Below are 12494 nucleotides of genomic sequence, written 5' to 3'. Positions count from 1 at the left end.
ATACCACTGTTAATTATTTCTTACATATCTCTTTACATAAAACACAAAAAAGCTTCCCTACAGTCGCACGGTATGGCGTTGACAGCGAATCAACTATGATAACCCTAAATGACCATCCATAAAAAAAGAGCACGTTATTTATTAACATGCTCCTGCTCATTGTTTACTAAGTATAACTGCAATTCAAAACCAAAGACTAGAAAAATTTATCATCACAGACTTATTTTAGAGCGCCTAGTCGACTAGACAACTGATTAATAATCTGATCAACTTCTGCGTTAGCTTCAGCCTCATCGTCCAGGTTGCCGTTAGGGGTGAGCTGATTCATGACTTCTGGTAATAGCTCAGCGATACCTTGACGCACCTCTGCATCGTTCGCACCTGTATGGGCAGCGACTTGTTGAATCTCACCCTCGTCAAACAGACGATTCACATCATTAGGATCTAAGTTGTCGTTATCTTCTTGGTTGCTCATCCAAGAACGAGCTTGGTTTTCAAAACCCATTCCCGTGATTTTCGATAATGCACCTTTTAAGCCACCATTACGCTTAATCCAACTGAGCACCATTGGCATCAACGCAGCAACGAGCATGCCCTTACCGCCGAATCCACTGCTGGCTTTGGTGCTTTGACCACCCAATACACTGCCCAATATGTCACCGAGACCACCAGTACCTGAGCTCATACCACCTTGTTGTGTACCTCCTGCCAAACCACCGATAATATCGTCTAGACCAAAACTGCTGTCTGACTGACGATCATGTTGTTGTGGGTTATAGCCACCTGACTGACCACCGCCCAATACGCTACCCAATATGTCACCGAGACCACCAGTACGTCGAGAGTTGCTACTCTGGTTCACGGGATTACGCTGTGCATCTTCTGGATCCATCGCACTACGTGCTACTTGGCTCACTAAATTTCCTAACAAACTCATAGTTTATTCCTTTTTTATCGTATTATTTATTGTAAATAGGTCGTTACTTTTCTATAGCTATCTTTCTGTATATGCCTATATATATTTCCTACTCTACGCAACGGTTGTATGGCCTGTACTTATTCGAAGAAATATTATTGGCATAATATCGTCGGTACAAAGTGCTGTCTGCTCATTTATGCAGTTGTAAACATTAACGATAGCAAGATTTTGTACTCGTCAAATTAGACATTTTGTTATGAGTTGTAGGCGTTCGTAAGTCAATAGAGAAAAACGTAAGACGACCCCAGAAAAACGCTCACTCGTTACCTCAATTTGCTAGCGCTTACATTGGCTAAAATATTTAGTTTCACCCATTGTTCATCATTCACTTGGTCACGAAATATTGTCACTGAAAATGGCTTTTGATAAGGCTCTACAACGTCAAAAACGATAATCAAAGCCCATTGATAACGGTGAACCTTACATAAGTTTGCTAGCCATAACTCATCGCCGCGCCCAGTATGAACCAACAACTGCCACTGATGGTCGATACGCTGATTGAGTGTGGGCTGACTTAGATGCAATGGTATGGGCCTTGATAATAGCAAATAGCCTATCACTGCCATTGATATGATTAAAACGGTGATGTACTGCCATAACGCTAGAGAAGCAAGCCACCCAAGACCTATCGTGATCCCAGACAGACTTATATACATTACCAAACGCAGTCGACTTTTAGGCTTGATAGCAACATCAATACGTGTGGTATTTTGCAAAGTCATAATTTAAGATCACCATATACAGCGAATGAGCATACCAACCATGTAAAAAGCCCTTCCACTGAGTTTCAACCTTTTACTTCTGAGGCGTGTTACTACTCTCACATAGCGACAAAATCACATGAACGTAATGGATCCAATAACAGTACAGATGATATCCATACGCCCATCAATCAGACGACACTATCTACTCCAAACACACTATTTATAACTCATATAGATAACTGTAGCTTGAGCTGGAGATATATTTTGAAAAGAGATACTAAACCAACTCTTTAGTATGACGCCATGTTTTAATCTTATTAACCAGCGCCCATATATCATCGTCATCTGGACGATCTTGATTGGTAAAGTAATCCAGTAAATCCGGGTCTTCGTGGGTGAGCATTTGCGCAAAGGTTGCTTGCTCGGCAGGCTCTGCCGTCAGGTACAACTCTTTGACATAAGGGTCAATATAGAAATCCAGCTCTTTCAATCCACGACGTGCTTGATAAATGATACGGCGTTGCTCATTGGTTGGCTCAGGTTGTGATGGTTTGTTCTGCTCTTTGCTTTTGTCGTTTATAGTCATATAAATAGCCTCATAGATGAAATATAGAGTGAGTATGATGAAGTATAGAGTAAATATACAGTAGCAAACGGTCAGTTACCGTTGCTGCTTTCAAATATTGATATCAGCCTTAGTGATGACTGTAATCAGATAACTGCTGCCAGAGTGATACTGCTTGCCGCATCATCGCCACATTATGAACACGAATGACGCTAGCGCCTTGCTGTAATGCAAAAATCCCCGCTGCTGTCCCTGCCGAATCACGTTCTTTCGCTTGGGTTGTCAGCATCGATGGTGCACCGCTTTTGCCCAGCACTTCTGCTAAGAAACGTTTACGCGAAATGCCAAACATCATCGGTAGGCCAATCTCTTTGAAAGACTCAAGCTGCTTTAATAATGCACAATGATGCTCATAGTTTTTTGCAAAGCCAAACCCTGGATCTATAATAATTTTTTCACGCTTAACACCAAGACTAGTAACTTCTTTTACACTAGTCATTAGCTCAGCACTGACCTCTTCTACCACATCATCGTAATGCGCCAAGCCATTCATCGTTGCTGGTTCGCCACGCATGTGCATTAGCATGACAGGTATATCAAGTGCTGCCGCCATTGCTGCTGCGCCTTCCCGCTTAAGTGCGCGAACATCATTCCATATGTCAGCTCCAACATCAAATGCTGCCTGCATCACTGCGGGGCTGCTGGTATCAACAGATAGCCATACATCGTCACCTAGCTGCTGCCTGATTGCTCGCACGACGGGAACTACTCGCTGTAGCTCATCACCAGTTGCTACAGTGTCTGCATTGGGACGGGTAGATTCACCGCCAATATCAATAATCGTAGCACCTTCGTTTATCATTCGTTCACAGTGGACAACCGCTTTATCTACTGCATTGAATTGCCCACCATCTGAAAAGGAATCTGGTGTGACATTTAGAATACCCATGATATGCGGCTGCGATAAGTCTAGAGTTTTCTTTCGGCTTGATACCTGATAATCGGGTAACGGCTGGAACAATGACATAAATTATCCGTTATAGATAAAGGTTTATAGGATACGTTTTAAAAGTTAGTCTAGGCGCTTATGATACCAGTAAATATAGCACTGTTCTAAACCCTTGACGAACATTTCAAGATTGGACACAGGCCAGAACAACTGGCAATAAAAAAGCCCTTTATATATAAAGGGCTTTTATTTATTTTTGGACGGAAATATGACGGACCAAACTGTCAATACATGCTAAAAATAGATCCATATCGTGGATCAGCGCTACATTGCAGGCAATGGCGGTGGGGTTGAAGTTGTTGTCTTAATATCATTTTTCGATAAATTGACTTCATTGTGCTGGTATACCCGTGGTGGACGTGGGTCCTCACCTGCCAAGATATCTTGCAACTGATCACGGTCAATCGTTTCCCATTTCATCAAAGCATCAACCATTGCGTGCATTTTTTCTTGGTTGGCTTCGATAAGCTCACGAGCAATATCATATTGCTCTTCTAACATCCGGCGCACTTCCTCATCGACTTTCTGCTGTGTGGCTTCTGAAATAGTACGACTGCTACCACCGAAGTAACCTTGCGAGCTGTCTTCGTCCTCATAAACCATAACGCCAAGCGCATCAGACATGCCATATTTGGTGACCATTGCCCGCGCCATTTTCGTCGCACGTTCAAAATCGTTTGAAGCACCTGTCGACATTTGATGGATGAAGACTTCTTCAGCGATACGACCACCGAATAGAATGGCAAGATCATTCAGCATTTTTGACTTATACATGCTGGTTTGATCGTGCTCAGGCAACTGCCAAGTAACACCCAAAGCGAAACCTCGCGGCATGATGGTTACCTTGTGCACTGGATCCGTACCAGGTAATAACTCAGCGACTAAAGCGTGACCTGATTCGTGATATGCAGTAGCACGGCGCTCTTCTTCACGTATCACCATAGATTTACGTTCAGGACCCATATACAGCTTATCTTTAGCGTCTTCAAAGTCATTCATATCAACGCTAGTCTTGTTACGACGTGCAGCAAAAAGTGCCGCTTCGTTGATAAGGTTAGCAAGCTGTGCACCACTAAATCCAGGCGTACCACGAGCAAGCGCATTGGCATCAACACCGATGACGTTCGGCAGTTTCCTCAAATGCACCTTTAATATCTGCTCACGACCTTTAATATCTGGCAAGCCTACTTGTACCTGACGGTCAAAACGACCTGGACGTAATAATGCTTTATCCAGAACATCAGCACGGTTGGTCGCTGCAATGACGATCACGCCTTCATTACCTTCGAAACCATCCATTTCGACCAATAGCTGATTCAACGTTTGCTCACGCTCATCATTACCACCACCCATGCCAGAGCCGCGGTGGCGGCCGACTGCATCAATCTCATCGATAAAGATGATACACGGCGCACTTTTCTTGGCTTGTTCGAACATGTCACGTACACGAGATGCACCAACACCAACAAACATCTCTACAAAGTCAGAGCCTGAAATCGAGAAAAACGGTACTTTTGCTTCGCCCGCAATCGCTCGCGCCAATAGCGTTTTACCAGTACCTGGAGGACCTACCATCAAGATACCACGAGGGATTGTAGCGCCCAGTTTGGTAAATTTATCTGGATCACGCAAGAAATCAACCACTTCGACTACTTCTTCTTTGGCTTCTTCACAACCAGCCACATCTTCGAAGTTGACTTTGATTTGGTCTTCGGTCAGTACCTTTGCTTTTGACTTACCAAAGCTCATCGGTCCGCCGCCTTTACCGCCAGCGCCGCCTTGCATGTTGCGCATAAAGAATAAAAACAAGCCAATAATCAATAGGATTGGGAAGCTGGCTATCAATAGTTGCATCAGCACACTCTGGCGCTCAGGTGCTGTACCTTGCACTTCAACTTGGTTTTCACGCAGCATTGGCATTAGCTCATCATCAGACACCGCTGGTCTGATGGTCTCAAAAGATGAGCCATTCTTCTTTTCGCCGGTGATCTCTTCGCCGTCGATTTCGACACTGGCTACTTGGTTTTCTGACACAGCTGTCACAAACTCAGAGTAGTTAAGGTTATCTGGCTCAGATGATTGATCAAAGCCGCTAAACACCAGTACTAAAACGCCGATTACCACCAGCCACAATAAGGTATTTTTTACCATGTCGCTCACTAGTTATTCCCATCCCTTACTTATTGGTGTGTTTACTAAACACGTGACGTCTATAAACGTATTACTCATTTCAAATGCGCTTCCTGATATTGACGACTTCTATCTCGGATTATTGCGGTCTATGAAGAACGCAAAGGCTATTTTGAGAAGCCATCAATACACGATACATGCAGTTTTACTGTAATTGAGCCTATCACACGCTTATTATTAGACGACTTTGCCTAAAACATATGCTAAAAACAAAGGTAATATACCATGATATATGGTGCTCAACCGCATAATTCAAGCCAATTTCACTATTATTCAGCGAAGGACTCTAGCAGTTTTTACGCGATGAGAATGATCATTCATGGTGGTTTGTTATCTTGCTTACAATAACAGCAACTTATTGATATTCAAACTATTTAATTGCTATCCAAAACATCTCTTTTGAACGAGGCCGTGACGCACCTGGTTTGATACTACGGATTTTACTAAAATCCTGCTGCATTTGCTTACGTAATTCTTGTGTACCCTCACCCTGAAACACTTTCATAATAAGTGCGCCACCTTCTGGTAAGGTTGTCAGAGCAAAGTCCACTGCCAACTCACACAAGTACATCATGCGAGGCTGGTCGATCGCGCTATTGCCTGAAGTATTAGGTGCCATATCAGACAACACAACGTCTACCTGTCGCTCACCGACCTCTGCCATGATCGTATCAAAAACGTCAGTCTCGCGAAAATCACCTTGGATAAAAGTGACATCAGGTAAGGCATCCATCGGCAAAATATCAGAGGCAATTAAGATACCTTTGTCACCCACCAGCTCACTCGCTATTTGCGACCAGCTACCAGGGGCGCTACCAAGATCCACAATCGTCATGCCTTTTTTGATGAGATTGGTCTTTTCATTAATCTCAAGCAATTTATAAGCAGCACGAGCGCGATAGCCATCTTTTTGCGCTTTTTGCACATAATGATCATCGATATGCTCTTTCATCCAAGCGCTGCTACTCTTCGACAGCTTCTTGTTTTCGATACGCGTGGCCAAAACTTCTGCTCCTATTACTCTATACAGCTTAAATATACTTTATCCAGTCACGTTATCACTTATTTTTTATTCTGCAGCAGTCAATTATTCTAAGATAAAATATGATGACTTTTATTTACTTATTAATGACTTCAATTAACCAAATTCTATTGGTTAATTAACTGCTTTATAAGACAGTAGCGTTTATAATGTGACCAAACATTCAGTTTAACATTTTCATCACGTAAATTCGTGCAAAATCATACTGATCTCATGCAAGATAGTCTTAAATTATCTATAATGAACAGCAACTGTTTTTGACAGTACTATTTTTACCAATACCTAGGAATTTTATGCAACTCGATAACGCTACCATCAAACGTTTAAAAGGCATCGGTCACGAGCTAAAGCCTATCGTTATGATTGGCAACAAAGGCATTACACCAACCATTACTGAAGAGATCGATCGCGCTTTATCAGACCATGAGCTTATCAAAGTAAAACTGCCTGCAGGCACAAAAGAAGAACGTGATATCGCTGGAAATGAACTTGCTGCAGCAGCAAATGCCTCTTTGGTACACTCTATCGGTCGTATGGCACTGTTACTACGCCAAAACCCGAATGCGAACCCAAAGCTATCCAATCTAGCTCGTCACGCAGAATAAGTCAGTAATATTAGTTCAGCACGACCAGTTCAGCACGACTAAATCACTGAGCTGACTTACTAGTTGCAACTTGAATGACACGGCCAAACTGTCACTAAAAAGCAAAAACCGCGCTGCACTCTGCTCGCGGTTTTTGCTTTTTTAAAGCCTAACAACATGAGAATCTAAGCGCATTATGAGCCAAATCGCACCTAAAATCACGAGCCAGAAATTTCACTTACGCTTAGCGGTTGATACGATAGCAGCAGACGCAAAACGGCTTGATGTGACTATAGCGGAATTAAAAGACATCCACGTTACGGTTAGTGCAAACATCATCGAGAGTGCCACAACAGATTTGCAACTCACCTATCAAATCGTCATGCCTACAGACTCTTTGATAAACCGTCTCCACTGGCCAACATGGCAGGCAAACAAAGTAAGCTTCGAGAACTACCTCTGGGAAGAAACTTGTCTAGAGTGCTTTATCTCAGGTCATGCACCACCGCACGATGATACGAATAACGATATAGCACCGTACATTGAAATTAACGCCAGCCCAGATGGCCGTTACGCACTCTATCAATTTGACAGCTATCGCAACCCTGCCACACTACCACCGAACCCTTTACTACTTAAAGAGCAAAACACACGCGCATCTATTGATTGGTCAGACTGCATGCATCAGTCCACAAAACCCCATGAAAGCGGTCTTGATACTCTCTCTCCTTCAATGTCTACAATTGCTAGCCCCCAACGTCCTTATTGTTTTGAGCGCAGTTTCAAATTACCTTTGACCACGCTCTCTAATCAACAATATGCTATATATGACACGACTATCAAATACATCCATCCATGCGTGATCTTATGGCTGGGCGAGACGCCCTTATACTTTGCAGCAAACCATGCCACGCCTCCGGACTTTCACAACTACCATTATTGGTCAACATTTGACCTGTAGCTGTATCCTCTAAAGCCTCCAAGGCTGCTAACAAGCATAAGACACAAAAACCACTGATTTTTTTTGCTCTATTACTTGAACAAAAAAAACTCAGTAACGTCATAAAAAACATTACTGAGTTTGGAGAAAAACTGTTTAACCAAGCGACTTTTAACTGATTTTTATTCTTCAGCCATCGCAAGATAGATGCCGCGATCTGACGCATCGTCTACATAGTTCGAATCACGCCATGTCGTATAGTTGTGGTGACCACTGTACGGGCTGATGCTGTTTTGACGGAAGTCAGATACCCAGCCATTGCCATCAAATATTTGGATGTGACCATGTGGACGTCTTGAGGTGCGATCATAAACGACCACATCACCAACTTGTGGAGTCATATCATTACTGACTTTAGTAAAGCCTGCTTTAGCAAGCGTGCCACGAGTGGCGTATTGATATGCTGAAGGGTTCGGCGTAAATTCGTAGCCAGCTGACTGTAGTGCTTTTCGGACATAGCGTGCACAATAACCAGAGCTTCTAGATAAAGCAACTCGTGATGCGTTTGCTGCTGCAATAGCAGGTGCTGAGTTTCTATCAGGCACTAGGCTTGCTTGTTTCTGACGCTGTTCGTAACTTAGGCGGTTAGTTAGCGAAGCAAGATGATCTTCTTTTTGTTTGGCATGTGCACTTAAATTATCGATTGCTTGACTGATTTCGTCATTACTAAAGACTTGAGGGTCACTGTTGGTGCTGTAGATATTTCTACTAGAACCATAATTCTCAGAAATAGAATTGTTTGTAATGGTATGACTCAAAGTATTATTTGGCTTAAAGGTAGTTTCGACAGCACCACTAGTCTGTGCTATACCCATTCCCAATACTGACAAAATTAATAAAGTTTGTTTCATAAATTTACTACCTATGGTTAATTCAGGACTGCTCGTCATCCCTAACGAAACATCGATTGATTTAGAGGATATAATCATTTAGCAAACATGATAAAATCCTTGTTACAACAGCTCGATCTTTCTATCTATGACAACTAACCCAAAATATTTTGGTTCAGTCAGTTGTATCAGCTATCGTTTAGTACATACTGCGATTCGTACGTCTATTCTGAATATCGCTTTTGTCACCTATTATTGGATGAGCCTTTACGATGTCAAAAAAACAACCTAATCGACTTGCCAAACTTATTGATCATCAGGCTTTTGCTGGTAGCGCACTACCTGAAACACTCAATGACAATATGCGGCTGTATGTCAAAACGACCGATGAGATAAAAGAACTACTGGTAGATTGTCTACCAGAGGAAATCCTCAATAGCTGCTGGGTCGTAGGCTTCACTTCTGAGCAGTTAACACTCAGTGTTGGCTCAATCACTGCCGCCAATCATATCCGCTATTTACAGAGTGCGTATTTGCAAGTACTTACCAAGCAGTCGATTACATTTAAACAACTCAAGAAAATTCGCGTCGTAGTAACTAGCAAATCGGCTGATAGTCATTCGCCTAAACACCCGTCTGGAGCGTTATCTGAAATTCAGAAAGCTAATGAAAATCAGGGCCTTAGCCAAAACATAAAGCGGACTATATCACAGGCTGCAGAGCGTGTCACCACTGATAAAGACCTCAAAAATGCCCTTCTCCGCTTAGCAAATCCTTAAAATACCACTCAATTCTATGTAATTTTATGTAAATAATATTCAAAAAAATCGGTGTGCTCACTGGTTTTTTGTAATGGTATAAACAAAAAAAATCATTTATTGACTCCATTCATATTCTGAACGTTATCAATAAATGATCTTGAAATCATTCGTAGCTGCGACACTTCCTACTCTAGAGCAATATAATCAAATTGTATTTCATACTAGATTCATGAAAAAGAGATCCCTACGACTGAAACAGCAACCAAATTATGTAATATTGCGTAAATGTTTCGAGACTTCCTGTATACTCCTATATTTAGCCTTCAACAGCGACCCCTTTCAAAGGCAAATACTCAACAGGGCAAGTTGCATTGTCATCAAATGTTACAATTTCAAAGCTATCTGGATTGGATAATATTTCACGTACCAATGCATTATTCAGTGCGTGACCTGATTTGTAAGCATTAAAACGACCCAACAACGGATAACCGATAAGATATAGGTCACCCAGCGCGTCTAAGATTTTATGACGAACGAACTCATCATTAAAACGTAAGCCATCTTCATTCAGAACACTGGTTTCATCAATGACAATAGCATTGTCCATGCTGCCGCCTAATGCTAAATTATTCTGCCTTAATGCCTCAATATCTCTCAAGAATCCAAATGTACGTGCCGTGCTCAGCTGCTCAATAAAGTTCTGCGTAGAAAACTGTAACTGCGCATGCTGAAAATCTTTATCAATAGCAGGATGATCGAAGTCAATCTCGAAGTTTAATTCAAATCCTTCATAAGGACGTAGCTCTGCCCACTTATCATCGACTTTTACTCGGACAGGTTTTACAATCTTAATAAACTTTTTGAGGGCATCTTGTTCACGAAACCCTGCACTGAGTAGCAGTGCAACAAAAGGATCAGCGCTACCGTCCATGATAGGGATTTCTGAAGCAGATACGCGGACTAGAAGGTTATCAACCCCCAAGCCAGCAATTGCACTCAGCAAATGCTCAACCGTACCCACGCGAGTACCACCAAAAACCAAGTTTGATGACATCATGGTATCTTGTACCAAAAATGCACTGGCGGGAATCGGCTGACTACCAGAGATATCAGAACGCTCAAAAATAACACCTGTATCAACTGGTTGCGGATGAAATTCTAAGTCCACAGGTTGACCACTATGGAGACCAGTACCAGTAACGGCTATCGCTGCTTTTATCGTTCTTTGGTTCATAGTTTTATTCTCACATATTTTGTTACAATTGCCATAGTGTATCATTACTGCCTCGTAGTTAGCTATAGAAAAACGTTAATTTTTTTCTTATCTCCTTGATTGATAACACTTATCATAACGGTATAGGCAATTTTCTTAGTTTGTATTCATGTTTATATCGCTAAACCTGTCACTAGAAATGCGCATACTTTGATGACAGACCTACCATATTTTTGATCTTTCCATCTATTTCATCAAATGATTGCTATCGTGACAGTTATTCATGCGCACAAAAAAGCCAGCATTTCATTGCTGGCTTTTTTACTAATATTGTCTAAAGACTATTTGTTTTGTTGGCGCTTTAGATAGTCTTGGATGCTATTTGTTCTGCTTTGAGGCTGATCTTGCGCTGTGGTTGGACGCGCTGAGCTGTCTTGATAGTTTTGAGACTTAGACTGCTTTTGGCTATTCAAAGCACTGGTATGCACACTAGGATCGACAGTTTTTGTACTATTTACTGAAGGGACGGGCTGCTCTGCTGCTCCTGGCTCTTGACCTGCATTTTCATCTAACGTCAAACCTGTTGCAATTACAGTCACATGCAAATCATCACCCATTTTTTCGTCGATGACAGAGCCATAGAAAATATGTGCATCATCGATATCAGTGATTTCTTCAACTATACCGCTGATTTTACTCAATTCATCTAGTGATAGAGACTCAGAAGATATAACGTTCACCAGTAGACCTTTCGCATTTTCTAGACTTAGATCATCTAGCAATGGTGATCTGATTGCTTTTTCAGTTGCCTGACGAGCACGATCATCACCACTTGCACGGCCGATACCCATCATCGCATGCCCTTTCGCCGTCATAGCTGTACGAATATCATTGAAATCGATATTAATCATACCTTCACTGGCGATCGTTTCAGCAATACCTTGAACAGCATGCAACAATACATCATCTGCCTTTTTGAAAGCATCTTGCATAGAGATGTTGCCATACACGCTCATCAGCTTATCATTTGGAATGGTAATAATCGAATCGACAAAATTAGTCAACTGCTCGATACCTGCTTTTGCAGCCTTAACACGTCGACCACCTTCAAATTTGAATGGTGTCGTCACGACTCCAACTGTCAATACTTCCATTTCTTTGGCAATACGAGCAACGACTGGTGCTGCCCCAGTGCCGGTGCCACCGCCCATACCAGCGGTGATGAATACCATATCAGAATGCTCAAGCAGAGCACGAATCGCTTCTTCTTCACTTTCTGCAGCTTCACGTCCCACTTCTGGGTTTGCCCCTGCACCTAGACCGCGGTTGGTCTTTGCGCCAAGTTGCAGTTTGTGTGGTGCTGAAAGACTGTCAAGTGCCTGTTTATCAGTATTGGCACAGACAAAGGTTACACCTCTAATTCCTTGTTGAACCATATGCTCAACCGCATTACCGCCACCGCCACCTACACCGAATACAGTGAAGCTTGCTTGGCCGTTATTTTGAGGCTGGTTATCATCTGGCATGGTGTATTTTGACATAAAAAAGATTCTCCAGTTGCAGATAGCGTAATGGTCGATGCGTAATAACGCGCTCATGCGGTGCTATCGACGTACT

The 12494-nt window shown here is 42.3% G+C and carries 12 protein-coding genes; 3 read left to right on the top strand and 9 right to left on the bottom strand.

The features are described 5' to 3' along the window. Window positions 1–220: 220 nt before the first annotated feature. The 6 genes from L0J61_RS04730 to L0J61_RS04705 form a co-directional block, all read right to left on the bottom strand. Window positions 221–937 carry a YidB family protein gene (locus tag L0J61_RS04730; protein WP_301465180.1) on the bottom strand — a complete coding sequence of 239 codons (717 nt, stop codon included), beginning with the start codon at window positions 935–937 and terminating at the stop codon, window positions 221–223. A gap of 305 nt (window positions 938–1242) precedes the next feature. After that, on the bottom strand, window positions 1243–1701 hold the full coding sequence (locus L0J61_RS04725; protein ID WP_301465178.1) for a hypothetical protein: 459 nt from the start codon (window positions 1699–1701) through the stop codon (window positions 1243–1245). 259 nt (window positions 1702–1960) lie between these two features. Next, window positions 1961–2269, bottom strand: a complete 309-nt coding sequence (locus tag L0J61_RS04720) for a succinate dehydrogenase assembly factor 2 (protein WP_301465177.1) — start codon at window positions 2267–2269, stop codon at window positions 1961–1963. A gap of 109 nt (window positions 2270–2378) precedes the next feature. Then, complete coding sequence (gene folP / locus L0J61_RS04715) at window positions 2379–3275, bottom strand: dihydropteroate synthase (protein WP_301465176.1); 897 nt, start codon at window positions 3273–3275, stop codon at window positions 2379–2381. Between the two features lie 246 nt (window positions 3276–3521). Continuing rightward, window positions 3522–5417, bottom strand: a complete 1896-nt coding sequence (ftsH, locus tag L0J61_RS04710; protein WP_301465175.1) for an ATP-dependent zinc metalloprotease FtsH — start codon at window positions 5415–5417, stop codon at window positions 3522–3524. 400 nt (window positions 5418–5817) lie between these two features. After that, a complete protein-coding gene (locus L0J61_RS04705) occupies window positions 5818–6450 on the bottom strand; it encodes an RlmE family RNA methyltransferase (RefSeq protein ID WP_301465174.1) in 633 nt (210 codons plus the stop codon). Window positions 6451–6782: 332 nt separating this feature from the next. Between L0J61_RS04705 and L0J61_RS04700 the strand changes: the two genes are divergently transcribed. Beyond that, window positions 6783–7094, top strand: coding sequence for a YhbY family RNA-binding protein (locus L0J61_RS04700; RefSeq protein WP_301465173.1), 312 nt, complete (start codon window positions 6783–6785; stop codon window positions 7092–7094). A gap of 175 nt (window positions 7095–7269) precedes the next feature. Continuing rightward, on the top strand, window positions 7270–8034 hold the full coding sequence (locus L0J61_RS04695) for a hypothetical protein (RefSeq protein WP_301465171.1): 765 nt from the start codon (window positions 7270–7272) through the stop codon (window positions 8032–8034). A 161-nt stretch (window positions 8035–8195) separates the two neighbouring features. Here L0J61_RS04695 and L0J61_RS04690 read toward each other — a convergent pair whose 3' ends face one another. After that, complete coding sequence (locus L0J61_RS04690; RefSeq protein WP_301465170.1) at window positions 8196–8924, bottom strand: CHAP domain-containing protein; 729 nt, start codon at window positions 8922–8924, stop codon at window positions 8196–8198. Window positions 8925–9175: 251 nt separating this feature from the next. Between L0J61_RS04690 and L0J61_RS04685 the strand changes: the two genes are divergently transcribed. After that, entirely contained in the window at window positions 9176–9682 is a 507-nt protein-coding gene (locus L0J61_RS04685) for a hypothetical protein (RefSeq protein WP_301465168.1), read from the top strand. 298 nt (window positions 9683–9980) lie between these two features. On the opposite strand, the gene lpxC is transcribed toward L0J61_RS04685, so the two are convergent. Together lpxC and ftsZ are read right to left on the bottom strand one after the other, a co-directional pair. Continuing rightward, a complete protein-coding gene (gene lpxC, locus L0J61_RS04680) occupies window positions 9981–10898 on the bottom strand; it encodes a UDP-3-O-acyl-N-acetylglucosamine deacetylase (protein ID WP_301465167.1) in 918 nt (305 codons plus the stop codon). 320 nt (window positions 10899–11218) lie between these two features. Next, a complete protein-coding gene (ftsZ, locus tag L0J61_RS04675) occupies window positions 11219–12418 on the bottom strand; it encodes a cell division protein FtsZ (protein WP_301465166.1) in 1200 nt (399 codons plus the stop codon). Between the last annotated feature and the right edge of the window lie 76 nt (window positions 12419–12494).

Source organism: Psychrobacter sp. (genome assembly GCF_030457785.1).
Lineage (GTDB): Bacteria > Pseudomonadota > Gammaproteobacteria > Pseudomonadales > Moraxellaceae > Psychrobacter.
This window is presented reverse-complemented; position numbering and strand designations above follow the sequence as displayed.

Coding starts and splice junctions, on each gene's coding strand:
- lpxC (WP_301465167.1), bottom strand. CDS start 10,898: ATGAACCAAAGAACGATAAAAGCAGCGATAGCCGTTACTGGTACTGGT.
- folP (WP_301465176.1), bottom strand. CDS start 3,275: ATGTCATTGTTCCAGCCGTTACCCGATTATCAGGTATCAAGCCGAAAG.
- L0J61_RS04720 (WP_301465177.1), bottom strand. CDS start 2,269: ATGACTATAAACGACAAAAGCAAAGAGCAGAACAAACCATCACAACCT.
- L0J61_RS04690 (WP_301465170.1), bottom strand. CDS start 8,924: ATGAAACAAACTTTATTAATTTTGTCAGTATTGGGAATGGGTATAGCA.
- ftsZ (WP_301465166.1), bottom strand. CDS start 12,418: ATGTCAAAATACACCATGCCAGATGATAACCAGCCTCAAAATAACGGC.
- L0J61_RS04695 (WP_301465171.1), top strand. CDS start 7,270: ATGAGCCAAATCGCACCTAAAATCACGAGCCAGAAATTTCACTTACGC.
- L0J61_RS04700 (WP_301465173.1), top strand. CDS start 6,783: ATGCAACTCGATAACGCTACCATCAAACGTTTAAAAGGCATCGGTCAC.
- L0J61_RS04730 (WP_301465180.1), bottom strand. CDS start 937: ATGAGTTTGTTAGGAAATTTAGTGAGCCAAGTAGCACGTAGTGCGATG.
- L0J61_RS04725 (WP_301465178.1), bottom strand. CDS start 1,701: ATGACTTTGCAAAATACCACACGTATTGATGTTGCTATCAAGCCTAAA.
- L0J61_RS04685 (WP_301465168.1), top strand. CDS start 9,176: ATGTCAAAAAAACAACCTAATCGACTTGCCAAACTTATTGATCATCAG.